This is a genomic window from Pseudomonas baltica (assembly GCF_014235765.1).
Taxonomy (GTDB): domain Bacteria; phylum Pseudomonadota; class Gammaproteobacteria; order Pseudomonadales; family Pseudomonadaceae; genus Aquipseudomonas; species Aquipseudomonas baltica.
In genome coordinates, this window is sequence record NZ_JACMYH010000001.1 from 1,686,006 (window position 1) to 1,707,779 (window position 21,774).

The following is a 21,774-nucleotide window of genomic DNA, read 5'->3' on the forward strand; positions in this document are numbered from 1 at the left end:
ATCACCCCCGTACAATGCCAGACCTCGATAAAATTTCGCGAAGACAACGGTCAACCATGCGCACCAGTCAATATCTGCTCGCCACACAGAAAGAAACCCCTTCCGATGCGGTCGTGATCAGCCATCAGCTGATGCTGCGTGCCGGCATGATCCGCAAGCTCGCTTCGGGCCTGTACACATGGTTGCCGATGGGTCTTCGGGTGATGCGCAAGGTTGAGCGGATCGTGCGCGAGGAAATGGACGCCGCCGGCGCTCTCGAAGTGCTCATGCCCGGCATCCAGCCGGCCGAACTGTGGCAGGAGTCGGGACGCTGGGAGCAGTACGGTCCCGAGTTGCTGCGCCTCAAGGACCGCCACGACCGTGACTTCTGCGCCGGCCCCACCCACGAAGAAGTCATCACCGACCTGATGCGCAACGAGCTCAACAGCTACAAGCAGTTGCCCATCAATCTCTACCAGATCCAGACCAAGTTCCGTGACGAGATCCGTCCGCGCTTCGGCCTGATGCGCGGTCGCGAGTTCATCATGAAGGATGCGTACTCCTTCCACGCCGACCAGCCCTCGCTGCAGGCCACCTATGACCGCATGCACCTGGCCTACAGCAACATCTTCACCCGCCTGGGCCTGAAATTTCGCGCAGTGGAAGCCGACAACGGCTCCATCGGCGGCGCCGGCTCCCACGAATTCCATGTGCTGGCAGAGTCCGGCGAAGACGACATCGTCTTCAGCGATACGTCCGACTACGCAGCCAACATCGAGAAGGCCGAGGCGATCCCCCGTGAAACCGAGCGTGGCGCCGCACTCGAGGAACTGCGCCTGGTCGACACGCCCAACGCCAAGACCATCGCCCAACTGGTGGAAAACTTCGGCCTGCCGATCGAGAAGACCGTGAAGACGCTGGTGGTCCACGCCGCCGAAGAAGGCAAATTGATTGCCTTGATCATCCGTGGCGATCACGAGCTGAACGAGATCAAGGCCGCCAACCAACCGCTGGTTGCCAATCCGCTGGTCATGGCCAGCGAAGCGGAACTGCGTGATGCCATCGGCGCGGGCGCAGGCTCCCTGGGCCCAATGAACCTGCCCCTGACCTGCATCATCGATCGCTCGGTAGCTTTCATGAGCGACTTCGCCGTGGGCGCCAACATCGACGACAAGCATTACTTCGGCGTCAACTGGGAGCGCGATCTGCCCCTCCCGGAGATTGCCGATCTGCGCAACGTGGTCGACGGCGACACCAGCCCGGATGGCCAGGGCACCCTGACCATCAAGCGCGGTATCGAGGTGGGTCACATCTTCCAGCTGGGCACCAAGTACAGCGAAGCCATGAAGTGCCAGGTGCTGGGTGAGAACGGCAAGCCGGTGACCTTGGCCATGGGCTGCTACGGCATCGGTGTGTCGCGCGTGGTGGCCGCTGCCATCGAGCAGAACAACGATGCTGGCGGCATCATCTGGAGCGATACCCTGGCGCCTTTCCAGGTCGCCCTGGTGCCGTTGCGCTACGAAACCGAGCAAGTGCGCGAAGCCACCGACCGGCTGTACGCGGAATTGACCGAGGCGGGCTTCGAAGTGCTGCTGGACGACCGCGACAAGAAAACCAGCCCCGGGATCAAGTTCGCCGACATGGAGCTGATCGGCATTCCCCATCGGATCGTCATCAGCGACCGTGGCCTGGCCGAAGGCAACCTGGAATACAAGAGCCGTACCGAGGAAGCCGCACAGGCCTTGCCTGTCGACGACGTCCTGTCTTTCATCCAGGCTCGCGTGCGCCGCTGACAGATTCGAGAAACCATGTTCAAGCGAACTACCTTGGCCTTCGGTGGTGCTGCCCTGTGCAGCACCCTGCTGGTCAGTGGCTGTGCCAACCAGATGTCGCAGCGCAACGAACACGAAGAGCGCATCGAGCGCAAGCTGCTCGAACACAGCGTGCAGATCGACCTGGGCAAGCCCGAGGTGCTGCAGACGCCGCAACGTCGCGTGCGCATTCGCGAACTGAAGGATTTCGAGGTCACGGCGTTCGAGACCACACGTCACTACGACCGCTACACACCCTATCAACCCTGGCGTGAAGTCTACGAGATTCCGCTAGGGGTGGTGGCCGTGGTCGCCGGCGTCGGCGCCAACGTGGTGAACGTGGCGACCTTCGGCAGCCTGCCCGACAGCGTGACCAAGGACTGGGTCAGCTATGGTTTCGCCGGACTCAATCCGTTCATGAACGTGCAGTCCAACGGCCGTGCCGAGCAGAACCTTGCCGGTATCGACGAGGTGCAGACCGACAGGCGCGTGGAGCACGACAGCACGCCATGGAGCGAGCGGCCTGTACAAGTGGGCACCGGCCGCAAGACCTATGACCTGGAAACCGACGCCAACGGTGTGTTGCGCATCAACCTGCTCGACAACCCGTTTGCGGAACAGGATCTGACCCACGTCACACGTCTGCAACTGAGCGTGGTGGACGAGGAAACCCAGACCCGGGCCAGCGCCCTGCTGCCGGTGAGCCCGGACCTGCGCGGCAAACTGGCCGAAGCGCACACGCTGATTTTCGACGACCTGGAAGGTGACGAGATCGGTCAGTGGGTGTATCGGGTCAAGCGCCTGGCCGAACTGGGCCTGGAAGACGAAGCCAGCGAACTGGAACAGAGCCTGATCGAGCTGACCCGCAACGACCCCGAATTGCAGCAGGATTTCCTCAAGTCGCTGCGCAGGGACACCGGCCGACTGGTCGCCGATCCCGGGACCTGAGCCAGCCGGTCAGCCGTCGCTGAACAGTTCCAGCTGCTCGTGGGCCCCACGCAGGTCCAGCAGGCGCGCGCCGATGCCCAACAGGCGCACCGGCTTGCCGCCACGGGCGAAGGCCTGACCCAGTAGCTGCCGGTAGCTTTCCAGGTCCCTGCCCGCCCCTGCCTGTTCCAGGGTGGTCTGGGTAAAGTCGTGAAACTTCACTTTGACGAAAGGCTTGCCCGGACGATAGCTGCTGTCGATCCGGTCGATGCGCTCGGCCAGGGTCTGCATCAGCTCTGGAAGCTTGTCCAGGCAACTGGCCAGATCCGGCAGGTCCGTCTCGTAGGTGTTTTCCACGCTGATGGACTGGCGCCGACTGTCGTTCTGCACCACACGCTCGTCGATGCCCCGTGCCAGGCTGTAGAGACGCTCGCCAAAGCTGCCGAATTCGCGCACCAGCGCCAGCTTGGTCCATTCACGCAGTTCCAGGCAGCTGTCGATCCCCAGGCGGGCCAGCTTGTCGGCGGTGACCTTGCCTACGCCATGCAGCTTGGTGACCGGCAAGGCGGCGACGAAGTCTTCGATCTGTGCCGGGGTGATGACGAACAGGCCATCCGGCTTGCGCCAGTCGCTGGCAATCTTGGCCAGAAATTTGTTCGGCGCCACCCCCGCCGAAACCGTGATGTGCAGGCGCTTGGATACCTTGCGCCGGATGTCCTGGGCAATTCGCGTGGCGCTGCCGGAAAAATGCGGGCAGTCGGAAACGTCGAGGTAGGCCTCGTCCAACGACAGCGGCTCGATCAGGTCGGTGTATTCGCGAAAAATCCCCTGAATCTCCCGCGACGCTTCTTTATAGGCATCCATGCGCGGTTTGACGATGGTCAGGTCAGGGCACAGCTTGAGCGCGTGCCGCGAGCTCATGGCTGAACGCACACCATAGGCGCGGGCTTCATAGTTGCAGGTGGCGATCACCCCGCGACGCTCCGCCGAGCCGCCGACGGCCAGTGGCTTGCCGGCCAGCCGGGGGTCGTCACGCATTTCGATGGCGGCATAGAAGCAGTCACAGTCGACATGGATGATCTTGCGCTGCGTCATGGTCTGGGCGGGGTACCAAGCTGGTAAAAGATCGTACAAAAACAACGGTATTATCTCACTCGCAGCGATAAGCGCCATGGCCAAAGCCCGGCGCGCATTCTTTTGCCCATCGACAAATCCCCCCAATACCGCTGGAAGCCCCGCCCCGCCTGACTCGTAGCACTATCGGCAAAGCTAAGCGATTGATGGAAAAGAGTTTTCTTGAAATCAGGGTTTGACAAGCAGGCGCTGCGCTGTAGAATAGCCCACACAGACGCGGGATGGAGCAGTCTGGTAGCTCGTCGGGCTCATAACCCGAAGGTCGTCGGTTCAAATCCGGCTCCCGCAACCAAACAACGAAGAAGGCCACTTGAAAAAGTGGCCTTTTTTGTTGCCTGCAATTTGTTCGCCGACCTGTTACCCCACGAGGTCGCCTGGCCGATCCACATCGCGATAGATCCCTGGGTCGTCGCACGCCACCCGCTGCGTGTGTGCCTCGGCGAACAATCGTCGAGCCCCCTGATCACCCTGCAGCGACAGCAACTGCTCACGAAAGGTGCGGCCAAAGCCTACCGGGTGCCCGTGACCCTGAGCGCCATGGGCAACGCAGATACGCTCCGGCGCCATGCACTGGCTTACCCTGGCGAACGTTGCGGGAGTCACGAACGGCATGTCGCCCAGGCACACCAGCCAGCCATCGGCATCCAGACTGGCTTCGACACCCGTGCGCAGGCTGTCGCCCATGCCTGCGGAGTCGAGCAATACCACCTCGCAGCCGTAGGTTTCGGCCAGCTGTATCAGCTGCGTCTTGTGCGCACGGGTGACCAGCACACGCCGCTCGAGCGTATCACCGAGGTTGCGCATCACCTGTTCGATGACGCTGCGCTCGATGCCGTCCAGCCCGCTGCACCGTGCAAGCAGTTTGTCGCTGCCCTGCCCTGCGGCGTCCTGGAAACGGCGCCCTTGCCCTGCAGCGAGAATCAAGGCACAGGGGGCGGTGATGGCTGACATGGGGGTAAGCTCCGATAGTCACGATGCGCCGTACGGACGCTCAATACAGATTGGGTTCCATCTCCAGCACCACACCGAAGCGTGACTGGATATCGTCCTGGATCCGCTGGGCCAGGGCATGCAGCTGCTTGCCCGATGCATTGCCGTGATTGACCAGCACCAATGACTGCAAGCGGTGCACGCCGGCGTCGCCCTCGCGATGGCCCTTCCAGCCGGCGCGCTCGATCAGCCAACCCGCCGCCAGTTTGTACAGGCCATCGGCCTGGGGATAGGCAACCACATCGGGATGCTCGCTGCGAATGGCGTCCAGCACCGAGGCGGTCACGACCGGGTTCTTGAAGAAGCTGCCGGCATTGCCCAGCTCGGCAGGGTCGGGAAGCTTTTCTCGACGGATGCTGCAGATGGCGGCGCTGACGTCGGTGGGCGTCGGGTGCTGGATACCCTGTTCGGCCAGCCGCTGACGCACTGGGCCGTAGTCCAGATGCACCGGCGCGGAACGTGAAAGCGTGAAGCGCACGCGCAGGATCACCCAGCGGCCGGGCTGGCGCTTGAACAGGCTGTCGCGATAGCCGAATGCGCATTCGGCGGCGCTGAAGTCGCGTATCTGCAACGTATCCCGGTCAAGCGCAGTGAGGCCGGCGAACACGTCTTTGATCTCGACGCCGTAGGCACCGATGTTCTGCATCGGCGCCGCACCCACGGTTCCAGGAATCAGGCTGAGGTTTTCCAGGCCCGCCAGACCCCGTTCCAGCGTCTGCAATACGAAGGGATGCCACGGCTCGCCGGCTTCGGCTTCCAGCAGCACCTGATCACCGGCCTCTGCGAGCACGCGCACGCCGCGGCTGGCCATGCGCACCACCAGTACGTCGGAGAGGTCGGCGGTCAGCAACAGGTTGCTGCCACCACCGATCACCAGCGCACGCAGACCGTTCGTGGTGGCCCAGGCCAAGGCCTGGATCAGCTCGATATCGTCATGCACCGCGACCAGAAACGCCGCCTTCACCTCGATACCAAAGGTGTTGTACGGCTTGAGCGACTGATTGGCGCGAATGTCCAGGTTCACCAGCTCACCTGCCGGAACGTTGCCATGGGCTGCCATCAAGCCTCCAGCAGGCGCCGTACGCGCTCCAGGTCTTGCTCGGTGTCGACACCGGCGGGCGGCGCCTGCACGGCATCGGCCACATGGATGCGTACCCCGTGCCAGAGCGCACGCAGCTGCTCGAGGCGCTCGGTGTTTTCCAGCCAGCACGGGCCCCACTGCACGAAGTCCTGCAGAAAGCCGGCACGGTAGGCATAGATACCAATGTGACGACGGTAGGGCACCTGAGCCGGGAGGGCATCGCGATCGTTGGCGAACTCGTCGCGCGCCCACGGCAGCGGTGCTCGGCTGAAGGTCAGCGCCAGGCCGTTCAGGTCGGTGACCACCTTGACCACATTGGGGTTGAACAACGCTTCCACGTCCGTGATCGGCTCGGCCAGGGTTGCCATGGCGGCCTCGTGGCTGGCAGCGAGATTGGCCGCCACCTGGTCGATGACCACGGGCGGAATCAACGGCTCGTCGCCTTGCACGTTGACCACGATGGACTCGGCATCCAGCCCCAATGCCTGGCATACCTCGGCCAAACGGTCGGTGCCCGATTCGTGGTCGGGGCGAGTCATCACCACTTCGGCGCCGAAGGCACGGCAGGCGGACTCGATGCGGCCATCGTCGGTGGCGACCACTACCCGTGCAGCCGAACTCTTGCAGGCCTGTTCCCAGACATGCTGGATCATCGGCTTGCCGGCGATCATCTGCAGTGGCTTGCCCGGCAGGCGGGTCGACTGGTACCGCGCGGGTATCACTACGGTGAAAGCCGTGCTCATTTATCCAGGCGCTCGTCGTCGGTCAGGGTCCGCGCTTCGGTTTCCAGCATCACCGGAATGCCGTCGCGGATGGGATAGGCCAGGCCAGCGCCCTTGCTGATCAGCTCGCGCTTGTCGGCGCTGAGCTTGAGCGGACCCTTGGTGATCGGGCAGGCGAGGATATCGAGCAGTTTGGTGTCCATGGAAAAATCCTTCAGGGCAAGGGGATCAGGGCAAAAGGCTGGTCAGGCGCTGGTCGAGCCAACCGATGAAATGGGGCGAAGGCTGGGCGTCGACGGCCAGGTACCACCAATCCGCAGCGGCGAACTCGCGGCACTTCACGGCATCTTTCTCGGTCATGACCACGGGCAACGGTGGCTCGAAACACAGGGCCTGCGGCGTTAACCGGGCATGATCGGCGAAAGCGTGAGCGACAGGCTGCCAGTGTAGCGCCTGCAAGGTGTCGAAGAAACGTTGCGGATTGCCGATCCCGGCCACGGCGTGTACTGCCTGCCCTGGCGGGAAGTGACTCAACGGCCGGCGCTCGCCGCTGCGCACGTGGATCAGCGCCCGGGCTTGCAAGGTCAGGCCGTAGCCTTGCGCCGAATCGCCGGCGGCACCGTTGCACAGCACAGCATCGACCGACTGCAGGCGCTCGACTGGCTCGCGTAACGGGCCGGCGGGCAGGCAGCGACCGTTGCCCAGCCCGCGCGCCGCGTCGATCAGCACCAGTTCGATGTCGCGCGCCAGGCGGTAGTGTTGCAAGCCATCGTCGCTGAGCACCAGGTCCACAGGCTCGGCTTCGAGCAGCGCACGTACGGCACGGCCACGGTCGGGGTCGATCACCAGCGGCACCCCGCTGCGCCGCACGATCAGCAACGGCTCGTCGCCCGCCTGGGCAGCGTCCTGATCGGCGCGGACCCGCCATGGCAGGCTCGGTGGCCTGGCGCCGTAGCCGCGACTGACCACGCCAACGCGCAGGCCGCGCGCCTGGCAGTGCTCGATCAGCCAGAGGATCATCGGGGTCTTGCCGGTGCCACCCACGGTGATGTTGCCGACCACCAGCACCGGCACCGGGGCGCGGTAGATTGCGCCCTGCCCGGCCTCGAATCGCCGACGCTTACGCGCCACGACACTGCGATACAGACATTCCAGCGGACGCAACAGCCACAGCGCGCGATGACCGGCATACCAGGCGGCGGACAATCGGTCGGCGAAGCTCATCAGGGATTCGCCTGCGCCTCGACGGTGATCATGCTGATCTGGCTGAAACCCAGCTTGCCGGCCGCGTCCATTGCGCTGATGACCGCTTGATGTGGCGTCTTGCCGTCGGCGCTGATCGACAGTGGCAGCGAGCTGTCACCGGCCGATGCGGTACGCAGGGCGTCGAGCAGGGTCGGCAGGTCGCTTTTCGGTAGCAACTGGTTGTTCACCGCATAGACGCCTTCGGCGCTGATGGCGATGTCGATGCGTTTGAGGTTGCTGGCCTGTTCCGGCGCGCCGTTCACCGCTTCCGGCAGCTCGACACGCAGCTGGGTTTCGCGGGTGAACGTGGTGGTGATGACGAAAAACAGCAACAGCACGAACACGACGTCTATCAGCGAGATCAGGTTGAGCTCGATGTTTTCCCGACTGCGACGACGAAACTTCACGCTTTTTCCTCGGCCAGGTCGACCTCGCGATCACCCTGCACGACTTCCACCAGTTTGATGGCTTCCTGCTCCATGCCCACCACCAGCTCGTCGATGCGCCGTTGCAGCAGGCGATGGAAGAACAGCGCCGGGATCGCGACGATGAGGCCGGAAGCCGTGGTGACCAGCGCTTTGGAGATACCGCCTGCCATGACACCGGGGTTACCGCTGACGGCGCCTCCGGTGAACGAGCCGAAGATCTCGATCATGCCGATCACCGTGCCGAGCAGACCCAGCAGCGGCGCCATGGCGGCAATGGTGCCCAGGGTACTGATGTAGCGTTCCAGCTCGTGGATGACCCGGCTGGCCGCCTCCTCGATGCTTTCCTTCATGATTTCGCGGCCATGGCGTGAATTCGCCAGGCCAGCCGCGAGGATCTCGCCAAGCGGCGAGTGGGCACGCAACTCCTTGAGCTTTTCCTTGCTCAGCTGTTTGTCTTTCTTCCAGCGCCAGACCTGGCCGACCAGGTGGGCAGGCGCAACACGGCTGGCACGCAAGGTCCACAAGCGCTCGGCGATGATAGCCAGGGCGACGATGGAGCTCACTATGATTGGCAACATCATCCAGCCGCCAGACTTAACCAATTCCCACACAGGTACGATCCCCTCGAAAAAGTTCGCCACTCTACCATAGGGGTGAGGCGCGTCGAAGCGTGCGATGACCGTTGGAAAGCTCAGGGGTGGTCGGGTGCCTCGCGCCAGAAACGTCGCTGGGAGCGCTGCCGCTGCACCGGGCCAAAGGTACCCAGGCGGACACGCAACGCGCCGTCCTCGGCGGTGTCGTGGGTGGCGATGCCCAATGCCTGAAAACGCGCCAGTACGGAGGCATGGGGATGGCCGAAGGTATTGCCATGCCCCCTGGAGATCAACGCTGCCTGTGGACGCACTGCATCCAGCAAGGGCTTGCTCGATGACGTCCGGCTGCCGTGGTGCGGCACCTGCAACCAGTGCGCCTGAACCGGCAAACCGCTCGCGACCAAAGCTTTTTCGGCCGCCGCGTCGATGTCGCCGCTGAGCAGCAGGCGCTCGCCATTGGCTTCGACCCAGAGTACGCACGAGGCGGGATTGCCGGGCACGGCCGACGGCCAGCGCCACAAGACGAACTTCACCTTGTCCCACTCCCAACTGCGCCCGGGCTCGCAAGGCTGCGCCTGCCACGCGGCGGGCAAAAGGTCGGGCTCACCGGCCAGCGTCTGGTCGACCGGCAGGCGTCGCATAACGGTGCCAGCACCACCGGAATGATCGAGGTGCGCATGACTGATGATCATCGCATCCAGGCGCCGCACGCCCAGGGCTACCAGGCTGGGCACCACCACACTGGCGCCGGCGTCGATTTCGCCCAGGCCGGGACCGGTGTCGTAGAGCAACTGGTGGTGGGCGGTGCGCACGAGCACACCCAGCCCCTGGCCGACATCCAGCACCCAGATATCGGCCTGGCCCACGGGCGGTGCCTGACGCGGGCTGAACAACAGCAGCCCGGCCATCGGCACGCCCAACCAGCGCAATGGAATACCGGCCGGCAGCAACAGCAGCAGCACGCCGATGACCAGCACCAGCCATACCCCGGGCGACAGCCCCGGCGGCAGCCAGGAAGGCCCCCACTCGGCGGCCCAGGTCAGCCATTGAAACAGGCCGCGCAGTGCGCCTCCGGCCAGCCACAGCAGGGTTTCGCCCACCCAGGGCACTGGCAGCAGCACGGCACCGGCCATGGCCACCGGCAGCACCAGCAGACTGATCCAGGGCACGGCCAGCAGATTCACCAGCGGCCCGCTGATACTCACCGGCAACGCCAAGGCCACCATCACCGGCAGCAGACCCACCGCCACGCAGCACTGCGCGCGCGTCCAGGCCTGCCACCAGCGCCAACCGCCCAGACGTCCGGAAAACGTCAGCAGCAGCACTCCCACCGCGCAAAACGACAGCCAGAATCCCGGCTGCAGGCTGACCAGGGGGTCGACCAGCAAGACCGTGGTGAATGCCAGCAGCAGCGGCGACCACACGCCCAGGTGGCGGAAGCGCAGCCGCCACAACAGCACCAGGGCGATCATGATGCAGGCTCGGCGTACCGGCACCTGGAAGCCGGCCAACAGCCCATACGCCAACGCGCCGGTGAACGCAAATGCGCAGGCGCAGGGCAACCAGGGCCAACGCGCCGGCCAGACACCGAGTTTTGCCAACAGGGCAACCAGGCCATACAGCAACCCCGCAAGCAGGCCGACGTGCTGGCCGGAGATAACCAACAGATGCACGGTCCCCGTGGCCTGGAGAACGTCCCACTGCTGGCGGGACACGCCCGAACCGTCGCCCAGCAGCAAGGCGGCGAGCGTGCCGCCCTGCTGCTGGCTGTCCACAGCCAGCAGCCGCTGGCGCACGCCATCGCGCCAGGCCAGACGGGCCGCCCGCACCCGCTGGCCGGCCTTGACGCTGCCGGTGGCGCCGATGCCCTTGGCCAGGGCCCAGGCCTGGGCGTCGAAACCTCCGGGGTTGACCAATGCCCGCGGCCGCTTGAGTTTCACGGCCAGCCGCCAACGCTCGCCGCTGACGACCCGCGGGCCGCCATACCAGGCCAGGCGCAGGTGCGACGGTAGCTGCGCACGGCGCGACCAGGCCTCGGCCAGTTCGAAGCGCACCGTGCTGCCGTTGGTTGCCGGCAGGCCCACCACCTCCCCTTCGAGCCACAGGGTTTGTCCGTCCAGCGCCGCCACCAACTGGCCGTTCGTCGCCCAATGAGCGTGCAGGCAGGCCCAGCACAGACCCAGCAGGAAAAGCCCGCAATGCCAGCGGCGCACTGCCAGCAACAACACCCCGCCCGCGCTCATGCCTACCAACCAACCCAGCGACGGAAGCGCCGGCAGCCAACGCAGACACACCATCCCGGTCGCCAACGCCAACATCGCTGTGCGCATACCTTCCTCCCTGGAAAAACCGCCGGGCAAGGCTAAGGGCAAACGGGCCGCGTCGCGCCTTATCAAATGTCACAAAGTCTGAGCTCGGACTTCAGGCAACTTGTGCATACTGCCGGACACATCCAGACAGATACGTGCGAGACCGCTATGCCGCGTCGCCTGTTCAAGCGCTACATGCCGGACCCAGAGACGATTCGTGAACACAAGTCGCTGCGATTTTTGGGTCGCCTCCTGCATGACGCCAACCTCTGGCACCTGAACCGTCATTCCGTGGCACGGGCGATGGCGGTCGGCCTGTTCGCCGCGTTCATGCCCATCCCGCTGCAGATGCTCCTGGCGGCGGCCCTGGCCATCATGGTGCGCGGCAACATGCCCATCGCGGTCAGCCTGGTGTGGCTGACCAACCCGATCACCATGCCGCCGGTGTTCTATTGCACGTACAAGGTAGGGTCCTGGCTGCTGGGTCAGCCACCGCGGCAGCTACCTGACTCCTACAGCTGGGACTGGGTGATGAGCCAGATGTCCACGCTGTGGCAGCCGTTCCTGCTCGGCTCGGTGGTGACTGGCGTGGTACTGGGAGCGTTGGCATACTTCCTGACAATGTTTTACTGGCGCTGGTGGGTCAGTCGCCAATGGCGGCGACGCAAGCAGCGGCGGTAGCACTGCTCACTGTGGCGTGCAGCAGGTCGGAGCACGCGCATCGAGTGGTGAATTCAGTGTATCTTGCCGCCGGTCAGGACGAGTTGTTGTGTTAAAAACCCAGCGGCTTGGCAACTTGCCACCAGTGCGCTTGTCCTAGCCTCGAACGTCAACACAGCATTCTCCTCTAGGGACTCCGTCATGCTCCGATCATTGCGCTTCGCTGCCCTGCTTGGCGGCCTCATCATGAGTGCGTCCGCGTTGGCGAAGGATATCGACCCCGCCACCTATGGCTATCCGCTCACCAACCCGTTCGAGGCCACGATCGCTTCGACACCGCCGGAGCTACGGCCCAAGCTGCCCCTGGACGAAGACATCGATCAGGCCGACTACAGCCTCAACGTGCGCCCGGAGCGAGAGTTCATCCTGCCGGACAATTTCTGGGCCGTGAAGAAGCTGCGCTATCGCCTGGCCCAGCAGGACCATGCCGCGCCGCTGATCTTCCTCATTGCCGGCACCGGTGCGCCCTACAGCAGTTCGCTCAACGAATACCTGAAAAAGCTGTATTACCAGGCCGGCTACCACGTGGTGCAGTTGTCCTCACCCACCAGCTTCGACTTCATCAGCGCCGCGTCGCGCTTCGCCACTCCGGGCGTGACCCGCGAAGATGCCGAAGACCTGTACCGGGTCATGCAGGGCGTGCGCGCCCAGCATCCGAAGTTGCCGATCACCGATTTCTACCTGACCGGCTACAGCCTCGGTGCGCTGGACGCCGCGTTCGTCAGCCAATTGGATGAAACCCGCCGCAGTTTCAACTTCAAGAAAGTGCTGCTGCTCAACCCGCCGGTCAATCTGTACACCTCGATCACCAACCTCGACAAGTTGGTGCAGACCCAGGTCAAGGGCATCAACAACAGCACGACGTTCTACGAGCTGGTCCTCAACAAGCTGACGCGCTACTTCCAGCAGAAGGGCTATATCGACCTCAACGACGCGCTGCTCTACGATTTCCAGCAGTCCAAGCAGCACCTGTCCAACGAGCAGATGGCCATGCTGATCGGCACCTCGTTCCGATTCTCGGCTGCCGACATCGCCTTCACCTCCGACCTGATCAACCGCCGCGGGCTGATCACGCCACCCAAGTATCCGATCAGCGAAGGCACCAGCCTCACGCCGTTCCTGCGCCGGGCGCTGCAGTGCGACTTCGACTGCTACCTGACCGAGCAGGTGATTCCGATGTGGCGCGCCCGCACCGACGGTGGCAGCCTGCTGCAGTTGGTGGATCAGGTGAGCCTGTATGGCATCAAGGACTACCTGCAGAACAGCACCAAGATCAGCGTCATGCACAACGCCGACGATGTGATCCTGGGCCCTGGCGACCTGGGCTTTTTGCGCAAGACCTTTGGCGATCGCCTGACCGTTTACCCTTATGGCGGCCATTGCGGCAACCTCAATTACCGCGTCAACAGCGACGCTATGCTGGAGTTCTTCCGTGGCTAGAACATTCCTGTTGATGGCAACGCTGCTGTGCGCAGGCGTTGCCCAGGCCGACGACAGCACCGTCCAGAAGGTCGACAGCGACGGCTTCAAGCAACCGTTGCAGGTACTCAAGTTCAACCCTGGCCTGGACCAGCGCGAGTTCGAGCGCTCCACGCTCACGGCGTTGAATGTCTACGACCCGTTGGAAAACCTGAACCGGCGCCTGTATCACTTCAACTATCGTTTCGACGAGTGGGTATTCCTGCCGGTGGTCAACGGCTATACGTACATCACGCCGTCGTTCCTGCGCACCGGGGTGAGCAACTTCTTCAGCAACCTGGGCGAAGTGCCGAGCCTGGTCAACAGCCTGCTGCAGTTCAAGGGCAAGCGTGCCCTGGATACATCTGGACGGTTGTTGGTGAACACCACGCTGGGCGTGGCGGGCCTGTGGGACCCGGCCACCTGGTTCGGCCTGCAGAAGCAGGCCGAAGACTTCGGCCAGACTTTGGGCTTCTACGGTGTGCCGAACGGCGCCTACCTGGTCTTGCCGATCCTGGGGCCGTCCAACCTGCGCGACACCACCGGCCTGGTGTTCGACTTCGCCGTCGAGAACCAGATCAATTTCCTCAATGTGTCCGAGGTCAGCAGCAATCATCCAGAGTTGTGGGCGTTGCGTGCCGTGGATCGGCGCTACAGCAACAGCTTCCGCTACGGTCAGCTGAACTCACCGTTCGAGTACGAGAAGGTGCGTTACGTGTACACCGAGTCGCGCAAGCTGCAGATCGCCGAGTAAGCGCATCGCGCACGGGCCTCTTCGCCGGTAGCAACCGCTCTCACCAGAGCTGAGCCTCAGGCGATTGTGAGAGCGGGGTCGACGCTGGTTCGTCTACCCCACCCCGCTCAGCGCTTCTCGTACAGTTTCGGTGCGCCGACAGGCCGCGACTTGAAGCGGCGATGGGCCCACAGGTACTGCTCGGGGCATTCGGTCACGGCCTGTTCCACCCACTGGTTGATGCGCAAGGCATCGGCCGCTTCGCTCTCGCCGGGAAACCCCTGCAGCGGTGGATGCAAAACCAGCCGATAGCCAGAGCCGTCTTCCAGCCGCCGTTGCGTGAACGGGATGACCCGTGCCTTGCCCAGTCGGGCGAAATGCGTGGTAGCCGTCACCGTGGCCGCCTCGATACCGAACAGCGGCACGAAGATGCTCTGCTTGGCGCCATAGTCCTGATCGGGTGCGTACCAGATAGCGCGGCCCTTGCGCAGCAGCTTGATCATCCCGCGCACGTCCTCGCGTTCTACCGCCAGCGAATCGGGATTGTGCCGTTCGCGGCCCTGGCGCTGGACGAAATCGAACAGGGCATTGCGATGCTCGCGGTACATGCCGTCGATGGTGTGGCGCTGGCCCAGCAACGCTGCACCGATTTCCAGGGTGGTGAAATGCAGCGCCATCAGAATTGCGCCCTCGCCCTCACGTTGCGCCGCCTGCAGGTGTTCGAGACCTTCGATGTGCGCCAGCCTGGCCAGGCGCGCCTGTGGCCACCACCAGCTCATGGCCATCTCGAAGAATGCAATGCCGGTGGATACGAAGTTTTCCTTGAGCAGGCGTTTTCTTTCGACGGGCGGCATCTGCGGGAAGCACAACTCGAGGTTGCGCGCCGCCACACGGCGACGTTCGCTGGCCACGCGGTACATGCCCATCCCCAGCCAGCGGCCCAGCCTGAGCAAGGCGCGATAGGGCAATTGCACGACCAGCCACAACGCGCCGAGCCCCAGCCACAGGGGCCAGAAGCGCGGATGAAGAAAAGATCGGCGAAAACGCGGGCGGTCCATTGACGATTCCGAACAGGCTACAAGGCGGGGCATTCTACATGGGTTGACCACCCATCGCTGCGTCGCGGCTTGCAGGGGAAGGTGGTTCTCGCTATAAGTCTCGGCACTTTTTTTAGTTACAAGGCGCGTTTTGCCGACCATGAGCCAGACCGATCAGCTAGACCAGGAACCTGTGTTCCAACTCAAGGGCAGCATGCTCGCCATCACCGTGCTTGAGTTGGCGAAGAACGATCTTGCCGGCCTCGACCGCCAGTTGGCGGCCAAGGTCGCGCAGGCCCCGAACTTCTTCAGCAACACGCCGCTGGTGCTGGCGCTGGACAAACTGCCCGCCAACCAGGGCAGCATCGACCTGCCGGGCCTGATGCGCATCTGCCGTCATCATGGCCTGCGGACCCTGGCGCTGCGTGCCAGCCGCATCGAAGACATCGCGGCGGCAATCGCCATCGACTTGCCGGTGCTGCCACCCTCGGGTGCCCGCGAACGACCGCTGGAAGTCGAAGAGCGCAAGCCCGAGAAGCCTCCGGAAAAGCCTCCAGAGCCCTTGATCCAGCCGACTCGCGTGATCACCACGCCGATCCGTGGCGGCCAGCAGATCTACGCCCAGGGCTGCGACCTGGTGGTGATCAGCTCGGTGAGCTCGGGTGCCGAACTGCTGGCCGATGGCAACATTCATGTGTACGGCCCGATGCGTGGCCGCGCCCTGGCGGGCATCAAGGGCGACCGCAAGGCCCGCATCTTCTGTCAACAGCTGGGCGCCGAACTGCTTTCCATCGCCGGGCAGTACAAGGTCTCCGAAGACCTGCGTCGCGACCCGCTGTGGGGTGCGCCCGTTCAGGTGAGCTTATCGGGGGATGTGTTGAACATCACCCGTCTTTAACGGATACTGCCGCCATTTTCAGCGCAACTTTCAAATAGCGCGGTTGTCGAGCGGTACGCTTCCGGTACCGCAGGCACATGCAGTCCGCCGATGTTTTGAAGTCATGTTTTTTCGGGGATTAACAGTCCCTTTTTAAGTAGGGGTGATACACCTTGGCCAAGATTCTAGTGGTTACATCCGGCAAGGGTGGTGTGGGCAAGACCACCACCAGCGCCGCCATCGGCACCGGCCTCGCACTGCGCGGCCACAAAACCGTCATCATCGACTTCGACGTCGGCCTGCGTAACCTTGACCTCATCATGGGCTGCGAACGCCGCGTGGTGTACGACTTCGTCAACGTGGTGAACGGTGAAGCGACCCTGCAGCAGGCCCTGATCAAGGACAAGCGCGTCGAGAACCTCTTCATCCTGGCTGCCAGCCAGACGCGCGACAAGGATGCCCTGACCAAGGAAGGCGTCGAGAAAATCATCACCGAGCTGTCCAAGACCCACGACTACATTCTGTGCGACTCCCCGGCAGGCATCGAGAAAGGTGCTCACCTGGCCATGTATTTCGCCGACGAAGCAATCGTGGTGACCAACCCCGAGGTGTCCTCGGTACGCGACTCGGACCGCATGCTTGGCCTGTTGGCGAGCAAGTCGCGACGCGCCGAGAACGGCGAGGATCCGATCAAGGAACACCTGCTGATCACCCGCTACAGCCCCGAGCGCGTCAGCCGCGGCGAGATGCTGGGCGTGGAAGACGTCGAGGAAATCCTGGCCATTCGCCTACTGGGCGTGATTCCGGAATCCGAAGCAGTGCTCAAGGCGTCCAACTCGGGTACGCCGGTGATTTTCGACGACCAGAGCGACGCCGGCCAGGCGTACAGCGATGCCGTCGACCGCTTGCTGGGCAAGGAAAAGCCCCACCGCTTCCTTGATTTCAAGAAGAAGAACTGGGTCGAGCGCCTGTTTGGAGGTCGCTAATGAATATTTTCGACTTCTTTCGTGACCGCAAGAAAGGCAACACCGCGTCGGTCGCGAAAGAGCGTCTACAGATCATCGTGGCGCATGAACGCGGCCAACGCACTACCCCTGACTACCTGCCGGCTCTGCAGAAAGAGCTGGTGGAAGTGATTCGCAAGTATGTGAACATCGAGAGCGACCAGGTACAGGTTGCGCTCGAGAATCAGGGTAGCTGCTCGATTCTGGAATTGAACATTACCCTGCCCGACCGCTGAGCCCCGCGCTCGGCTCCACGGCGGCCCGCCGGCCCTTTGCTGAAAAGGGTCGACGCGCCGCCGTTGGCGTTTCTGAGAGATAGACCTTTCATGCCGTTGTCGAACATTCGCATCATCCACCAGGACGCCGCCGTGCTGGTCATCGACAAGCCGACCCTGTTGTTGTCGGTGCCCGGGCGCGCCGACGACAACAAGGACTGCCTGATCACCCGCCTGCAGGAAAACGGCTTCCCCGAGGCGCGCATCGTGCATCGCCTGGACTGGGAAACCAGCGGCATCATTCTGCTGGCGCGCGATGCCGACAGCCACCGCGAGCTGTCCCGGCAGTTCCACGACCGCGAGACGGAAAAAGCCTATACCGCCCTGGCCTGGGGCCAGCCTGCGCTGGACAGTGGCAGTGTCGACCTGCCGCTGCGCTACGATCCGCCGACCAAGCCACGGCACGTGGTGGATCACGAGCACGGCAAGCATGCGCTGACCTTCTGGAAGGTGCTGGAGCGCTGCGGCGAGTGGTGTCGCGTGGAGCTGACGCCGATCACCGGGCGTTCCCACCAATTGCGCGTGCACCTGTTGTCGATCGGTCATCCGCTGCTGGGTGACCGGCTGTATGCCCACCCCGAGGCGTTGCAGGCACACGAACGGTTGTGCCTGCATGCCAGCATGCTGGCGTTTACCCATCCGGTGACGGGTGAGCGGATGAAATTCGAGTGCGCCGCACCCTTCTGAACAGCGGTGAGGCTTTCGCGGGCGATGACCGCTGCTACCGGTATGCCAGGTCCTGTGTGGGAGCAGCAGCCACACGGGTGGGCAATCGGGTAAACTCGGTGGCATTGCTGTCTGGAGTTTTCTATGCGTGAAGCTTTGAACCAAGGCCTGATCGATTTTCTCAAGGCCTCCCCTACCCCATTCCACGCCACTGCGACGCTGGCTCGCCGCCTCGAGGCAGCCGGTTACCAGCGGCTGGACGAGCGCGAAAGCTGGAACACGGTGCCCGGTGGGCGCTACTACGTAACGCGCAACGATTCCTCGATCATTGCCGTCAGGCTGGGCAAGCATTCGCCGCTGCTGAGCGGCTTGCGCCTGGTTGGCGCTCACACCGACAGCCCCTGTCTGCGGGTGAAGCCGCAACCCGAGTTGCAGCGCCAGGGCTTCTTCCAGCTGGGCGTCGAAGTCTATGGCGGTGCGTTGCTGGCGCCCTGGTTCGACCGCGATCTGTCGCTGGCCGGCCGGGTCACCTTTCGCCGTGACGGCAAGGTCGAAAGCCAGCTGATCGATTTCCGCCTGCCGATTGCCGTGGTGCCCAACCTGGCCATTCATCTGAACCGCGAGGCCAACCTGGGCTGGGCGATCAACGCACAGAACGAACTGCCACCCGTGCTGGCTCAGGTGGCCGGCGACGAGCGGGTCGATTTCCGCGCGCTGCTGACCGAGCAATTGGCACGCGAACACGGGCTGAACGCCGACGTGGTGCTCGATTACGAACTCAGTTTCTACGACACGCAAAGCGCCGCGGTGATCGGCCTGCACGGTGATTTCATCGCCGGCGCGCGGCTCGACAACCTGCTGTCCTGTTATGCAGGCCTGCAGGCCCTGCTCGATGTCCAGGGCGATGAAAGCTGCGTGCTGGTATGCACCGACCACGAAGAAATTGGCTCCAGCTCTGCCTGCGGCGCCGACGGGCCGATGCTCGAACAAGTCCTGCAGCGCCTGTTGCCCGAGGGCGACGAGTATGTGCGCAGCATCCAGCGCTCGCTGCTGGTATCGGCCGACAATGCCCATGGTGTACACCCCAACTATGCCGACAAGCACGACGCCAACCACGGGCCCAAGCTCAATGCCGGGCCGGTGATCAAGGTCAACAGCAACCAGCGCTACGCCACCAACAGCGAGACGGCGGGGTTCTTCCGCCACCTGTGCATGGCGGTGGAAGTGCCGGTGCAGAGTTTCGTGGTACGCAGCGACATGGGTTGCGGCTCGACCATCGGTCCGATCACCGCCAGCCACCTGGGGGTCAGGACCGTCGACATCGGCCTGCCGACGTTTGCCATGCATTCGATTCGCGAGCTTGCCGGCAGCCATGACCTGGCGCATCTGGTCAAGGTGCTCGGGGCGTTCTACGCCAGCAACGAGCTGCCCTAGCTGCGCGCACGCGGGGGACGCTCACGGTTCCATTCTTCGTGGCCGGCCCTCGGCGGGCCCAGGGCGGACCACGCAAACACCGATCTACAGGTGATTCCACTGATGGCCCTTTTCCTGCGCCTGGCGCTTGCAGTCCTGTTGCTACTGCCGATCACCGCCCAAGCCGTTGCTTTGCCTGGGTTGCTGGGGGGGAGTTCGGAAAAACCCGCCGAGCAACCAGCCCAACCCTTGGGTCAGTCCCTGGATCAGGTGATCCAGACCCTGGAAAACGACCAGCAACGCACCAAACTCTTGAGCGACCTGAAAAAACTGCGGGACAGCACCCGGCAAGCCCAACCTGCGGCCGAGCAGGGCGTGTTGGGCATGATCGGCAGTGCCCTGGCGCACGTCGACCAGCAGTTTTCCGGCGATAACAGTCCGTTCCAGCGCTGGGGCGCGGAAGTCGCCCTGGCCCATGAAGAGCTAGAGGCGCTGGCCCTGCCGATGGCCGAATGGCCGCCGATCATCGGCGCATTTCTGTTGATCATTCTGGTGTGGAGCCTGCTTGCCTACAGTTTGATCTGGATCGGGCATCGCGTGCGTGTGCGCTTTGGCCTGTCGGAAGAGTTGCCGCAGCATCCGCGTACCCTCGACCTGCTGCGCTTTGCCTTGCGCAAGCTCGGGCCCTGGCTGGTGGCGCTGGTCATTACCGTTTATGTGGGCTACGCCCTGCCCTCTTCATTGGGCAAGAGCCTGGCGATGGTGATGGCCTACGCGCTGGTGGTCGGCACACTGTTTTCCGCGATTTGCGTGATCGCGTTTTCCCTGCTCGACGGACCGCATCGACACCGCGCGCTGAACATCCTGCGTCACCGTGCGTTTCGCCCCCTGTGGTTGATCGGCAGTTTCGCCGCCTTCGGCGAGGCGTTGAGCGACCCACGGATGGTCGCTGCGCTCGGCCAGCACCTGGCACACAGCGCGGCGACCCTGGCCAATGTACTGGCGGCCCTGTCGACCGGGCTGTTCATCCTGCGCTTTCGCCGGCCCATCGCCCACCTGATCCGCAACCAGCCGCTGCCGCGACGCCTGACCCGGCGAGCCTTGAGCGACACCATCGAGATCCTCGGCAGTTTCTGGTACCTGCCGGCGCTGGTGCTGGTCGGCATCTCGCTGTTCGCCACGTTCTTCTCGGCCGGCGACACCAGCACGGCCCTGCGCCAGTCGCTGATGTGTGCGGTGCTGTTGATCCTGTGCATGGTCATCAATGGCCTGATCCGGCGTCACGCCTTGCGCCCGCCCAAGGGCCCGCGGCGTCATGCCTTGTATTCAGAGCGCTTGAATCACTTTGCCTACACCTTGATGCACCTGCTGATCTGGGTGGTTTTCGTCGATCTGGGCCTGCGCGTGTGGGGCATGTCGCTGATCGGCTTCACCGAAGGCGATGGCCACGAGATCTCGGTGCGCCTGGCCAGCCTGGTGGGCACGCTGATCTTCGCCTGGCTGGTGTGGATCCTGGCTGACACAGGCATCCACCATGCCCTCACGCGCTCGCGCAAGGGCATGGCGAATGCGCGCGCGCAGACCATGATGCCGCTGATTCGCAACGTGCTGTTCGTGACCATTTTCATCATTGCGGCGATCATTGCCCTGGCCAACATGGGCATGAACGTCACGCCACTGCTGGCGGGTGCGGGTGTGATCGGCCTGGCCATCGGTTTTGGCGCGCAGTCGCTGGTGGCGGATCTGATCACCGGGCTGTTCATTATCATCGAGGATTCCCTGGCCATCGATGACTACGTGGATGTAGGTGGGCACCTGGGCACTGTGGAAGGCCTGACCATCCGTACCGTGCGCCTGCGCGACATCGACGGCATCGTGCACACCATTCCGTTCAGCGAAATCAAGAGCATCAAGAACTACTCGCGGGAATTCGGCTATGCCATCTTCCGCGTGGCGGTGCCCTACAGCATGGGCATCGACGACGCCATCAAGATGATGCGCGAAGTGGGCCAGAAGATGCGCAGCGATCCGTTGCATCGGCGCGATATCTGGTCGCCGCTGGAGTTTCAGGGCGTGGAGAGCTTCGAGTCGGGTACGGCGATCCTGCGGGCGCGGTTCAAGACCGGCCCGATCAAGCAGTGGGAGGTGTCGCGGGCCTTCAACCTGGCACTCAAGCGGCAGATGGACGAGGCCGGGCTGGACCTGGCGACGCCGCGCCTGAGTGTGCAGGTGATCACGGCAGGGGCGGTTGGCGAGAAATAGCGGGGCGCCCTTCGCGGCCACTGACCGCTCCTACAGGGGGTCTAGGCTTTCGCGGCCGATGGCCGCTCCTACGGCGATCCAGATCTCCCGTAGGAGCGGCCATCGGCCGC

General features: G+C 63.6%; 21 protein-coding genes and 1 tRNA gene. 12 read left to right on the forward strand and 10 right to left on the reverse strand.

Annotated features, from left to right (window positions below; genetic code table 11):
* The first annotated feature begins 56 nt into the window (after positions 1–56).
* Entirely contained in the window at positions 57–1,772 is a 1,716-nt protein-coding gene (locus tag H7993_RS07540) for a proline--tRNA ligase (RefSeq protein ID WP_185793946.1), read from the forward strand.
* 15 nt (positions 1,773–1,787) lie between these two features.
* Complete coding sequence (locus H7993_RS07545; protein WP_185793947.1) at positions 1,788–2,738, forward strand: hypothetical protein; 951 nt, start codon at positions 1,788–1,790, stop codon at positions 2,736–2,738.
* A gap of 9 nt (positions 2,739–2,747) precedes the next feature.
* Here H7993_RS07545 and dinB read toward each other — a convergent pair whose 3' ends face one another.
* The gene (gene dinB / locus H7993_RS07550; RefSeq protein ID WP_185793948.1) at positions 2,748–3,812 is read right to left on the reverse strand and encodes a DNA polymerase IV; all 1,065 of its coding nucleotides are present in this window, start codon (positions 3,810–3,812) and stop codon (positions 2,748–2,750) included.
* Between the two features lie 254 nt (positions 3,813–4,066).
* On the opposite strand from dinB, the gene H7993_RS07555 reads away from it, so the two are divergent.
* Positions 4,067–4,143, forward strand: a tRNA-Met gene (locus H7993_RS07555).
* A 65-nt stretch (positions 4,144–4,208) separates the two neighbouring features.
* On the opposite strand, the gene H7993_RS07560 is transcribed toward H7993_RS07555, so the two are convergent.
* The 8 genes from H7993_RS07560 to H7993_RS07595 form a co-directional block, all read right to left on the reverse strand.
* Positions 4,209–4,802 (reverse strand): nucleotidyltransferase family protein, encoded by a 594-nt coding sequence (locus H7993_RS07560; RefSeq protein ID WP_185793949.1) that lies wholly within the window; start codon positions 4,800–4,802, stop codon positions 4,209–4,211.
* A gap of 40 nt (positions 4,803–4,842) precedes the next feature.
* Positions 4,843–5,865, reverse strand: a complete 1,023-nt coding sequence (gene murB / locus H7993_RS07565; protein ID WP_342214369.1) for a UDP-N-acetylmuramate dehydrogenase — start codon at positions 5,863–5,865, stop codon at positions 4,843–4,845.
* A 35-nt stretch (positions 5,866–5,900) separates the two neighbouring features.
* On the reverse strand, positions 5,901–6,665 hold the full coding sequence (gene kdsB / locus H7993_RS07570) for a 3-deoxy-manno-octulosonate cytidylyltransferase (RefSeq protein WP_185793951.1): 765 nt from the start codon (positions 6,663–6,665) through the stop codon (positions 5,901–5,903).
* Positions 6,662–6,847 (reverse strand): Trm112 family protein, encoded by a 186-nt coding sequence (locus H7993_RS07575; protein WP_122479326.1) that lies wholly within the window; start codon positions 6,845–6,847, stop codon positions 6,662–6,664. Before H7993_RS07575 ends, kdsB begins: the two co-directional genes overlap by 4 nt.
* 25 nt (positions 6,848–6,872) lie before the next feature.
* The gene (gene lpxK / locus H7993_RS07580; RefSeq protein WP_185793952.1) at positions 6,873–7,868 is read right to left on the reverse strand and encodes a tetraacyldisaccharide 4'-kinase; all 996 of its coding nucleotides are present in this window, start codon (positions 7,866–7,868) and stop codon (positions 6,873–6,875) included.
* The gene (locus H7993_RS07585; protein ID WP_122479328.1) at positions 7,868–8,296 is read right to left on the reverse strand and encodes an ExbD/TolR family protein; all 429 of its coding nucleotides are present in this window, start codon (positions 8,294–8,296) and stop codon (positions 7,868–7,870) included. The genes lpxK and H7993_RS07585 overlap by 1 nt, the downstream gene beginning before the upstream one ends.
* Positions 8,293–8,928, reverse strand: a complete 636-nt coding sequence (locus H7993_RS07590) for a MotA/TolQ/ExbB proton channel family protein (protein WP_163007608.1) — start codon at positions 8,926–8,928, stop codon at positions 8,293–8,295. Before H7993_RS07590 ends, H7993_RS07585 begins: the two co-directional genes overlap by 4 nt.
* 80 nt (positions 8,929–9,008) lie before the next feature.
* Complete coding sequence (locus H7993_RS07595) at positions 9,009–11,240, reverse strand: DNA internalization-related competence protein ComEC/Rec2 (protein WP_185793953.1); 2,232 nt, start codon at positions 11,238–11,240, stop codon at positions 9,009–9,011.
* 147 nt (positions 11,241–11,387) lie between these two features.
* Here H7993_RS07595 and H7993_RS07600 point away from each other — a divergent pair, with 147 nt between their 5' ends.
* From H7993_RS07600 to H7993_RS07610, 3 genes are all read left to right on the forward strand, one after another.
* Positions 11,388–11,900, forward strand: coding sequence for a DUF2062 domain-containing protein (locus H7993_RS07600; protein WP_185793954.1), 513 nt, complete (start codon positions 11,388–11,390; stop codon positions 11,898–11,900).
* 180 nt (positions 11,901–12,080) lie between these two features.
* Positions 12,081–13,379 carry a serine/threonine protein kinase gene (locus H7993_RS07605; protein ID WP_122479332.1) on the forward strand — a complete coding sequence of 433 codons (1,299 nt, stop codon included), beginning with the start codon at positions 12,081–12,083 and terminating at the stop codon, positions 13,377–13,379.
* Positions 13,372–14,151, forward strand: a complete 780-nt coding sequence (locus tag H7993_RS07610) for an MlaA family lipoprotein (RefSeq protein WP_122479333.1) — start codon at positions 13,372–13,374, stop codon at positions 14,149–14,151. Before H7993_RS07605 ends, H7993_RS07610 begins: the two co-directional genes overlap by 8 nt.
* A gap of 107 nt (positions 14,152–14,258) precedes the next feature.
* On the opposite strand, the gene H7993_RS07615 is transcribed toward H7993_RS07610, so the two are convergent.
* Complete coding sequence (locus tag H7993_RS07615) at positions 14,259–15,188, reverse strand: lipid A biosynthesis lauroyl acyltransferase (RefSeq protein WP_185793955.1); 930 nt, start codon at positions 15,186–15,188, stop codon at positions 14,259–14,261.
* A gap of 139 nt (positions 15,189–15,327) precedes the next feature.
* On the opposite strand from H7993_RS07615, the gene minC reads away from it, so the two are divergent.
* The 6 genes from minC to H7993_RS07645 all read left to right on the forward strand — a co-directional run bounded on the left by minC (position 15,328) and on the right by H7993_RS07645 (position 21,664).
* On the forward strand, positions 15,328–16,065 hold the full coding sequence (gene minC / locus H7993_RS07620) for a septum site-determining protein MinC (RefSeq protein ID WP_122479335.1): 738 nt from the start codon (positions 15,328–15,330) through the stop codon (positions 16,063–16,065).
* A gap of 152 nt (positions 16,066–16,217) precedes the next feature.
* A complete protein-coding gene (minD, locus tag H7993_RS07625) occupies positions 16,218–17,030 on the forward strand; it encodes a septum site-determining protein MinD (protein ID WP_122479336.1) in 813 nt (270 codons plus the stop codon).
* Complete coding sequence (gene minE, locus H7993_RS07630) at positions 17,030–17,284, forward strand: cell division topological specificity factor MinE (protein ID WP_122479337.1); 255 nt, start codon at positions 17,030–17,032, stop codon at positions 17,282–17,284. Before minD ends, minE begins: the two co-directional genes overlap by 1 nt.
* 90 nt (positions 17,285–17,374) lie before the next feature.
* Positions 17,375–18,010, forward strand: coding sequence for an RluA family pseudouridine synthase (locus H7993_RS07635; protein ID WP_122479338.1), 636 nt, complete (start codon positions 17,375–17,377; stop codon positions 18,008–18,010).
* Positions 18,011–18,133: 123 nt separating this feature from the next.
* Complete coding sequence (locus H7993_RS07640; RefSeq protein ID WP_185793956.1) at positions 18,134–19,423, forward strand: M18 family aminopeptidase; 1,290 nt, start codon at positions 18,134–18,136, stop codon at positions 19,421–19,423.
* A gap of 102 nt (positions 19,424–19,525) precedes the next feature.
* On the forward strand, positions 19,526–21,664 hold the full coding sequence (locus H7993_RS07645; protein WP_185793957.1) for a mechanosensitive ion channel family protein: 2,139 nt from the start codon (positions 19,526–19,528) through the stop codon (positions 21,662–21,664).
* Positions 21,665–21,774: the final 110 nt, after the last annotated feature.

Bases quoted from the DNA above. Each gene is read 5' to 3' on its own strand.
- dinB (WP_185793948.1), bottom strand. From the start codon at position 3,812: ATGACGCAGCGCAAGATCATCCATGTCGACTGTGACTGCTTCTATGCC.
- H7993_RS07615 (WP_185793955.1), bottom strand. From the start codon at position 15,188: ATGGACCGCCCGCGTTTTCGCCGATCTTTTCTTCATCCGCGCTTCTGG.
- kdsB (WP_185793951.1), bottom strand. From the start codon at position 6,665: ATGAGCACGGCTTTCACCGTAGTGATACCCGCGCGGTACCAGTCGACC.
- minC (WP_122479335.1), top strand. From the start codon at position 15,328: ATGAGCCAGACCGATCAGCTAGACCAGGAACCTGTGTTCCAACTCAAG.
- H7993_RS07605 (WP_122479332.1), top strand. From the start codon at position 12,081: ATGCTCCGATCATTGCGCTTCGCTGCCCTGCTTGGCGGCCTCATCATG.
- H7993_RS07640 (WP_185793956.1), top strand. From the start codon at position 18,134: ATGCGTGAAGCTTTGAACCAAGGCCTGATCGATTTTCTCAAGGCCTCC.
- H7993_RS07635 (WP_122479338.1), top strand. From the start codon at position 17,375: ATGCCGTTGTCGAACATTCGCATCATCCACCAGGACGCCGCCGTGCTG.
- minE (WP_122479337.1), top strand. From the start codon at position 17,030: ATGAATATTTTCGACTTCTTTCGTGACCGCAAGAAAGGCAACACCGCG.
- H7993_RS07545 (WP_185793947.1), top strand. From the start codon at position 1,788: ATGTTCAAGCGAACTACCTTGGCCTTCGGTGGTGCTGCCCTGTGCAGC.
- lpxK (WP_185793952.1), bottom strand. From the start codon at position 7,868: ATGAGCTTCGCCGACCGATTGTCCGCCGCCTGGTATGCCGGTCATCGC.
- H7993_RS07600 (WP_185793954.1), top strand. From the start codon at position 11,388: ATGCCGCGTCGCCTGTTCAAGCGCTACATGCCGGACCCAGAGACGATT.
- H7993_RS07645 (WP_185793957.1), top strand. From the start codon at position 19,526: ATGGCCCTTTTCCTGCGCCTGGCGCTTGCAGTCCTGTTGCTACTGCCG.
- H7993_RS07595 (WP_185793953.1), bottom strand. From the start codon at position 11,240: ATGCGCACAGCGATGTTGGCGTTGGCGACCGGGATGGTGTGTCTGCGT.
- H7993_RS07575 (WP_122479326.1), bottom strand. From the start codon at position 6,847: ATGGACACCAAACTGCTCGATATCCTCGCCTGCCCGATCACCAAGGGT.
- H7993_RS07560 (WP_185793949.1), bottom strand. From the start codon at position 4,802: ATGTCAGCCATCACCGCCCCCTGTGCCTTGATTCTCGCTGCAGGGCAA.
- H7993_RS07540 (WP_185793946.1), top strand. From the start codon at position 57: ATGCGCACCAGTCAATATCTGCTCGCCACACAGAAAGAAACCCCTTCC.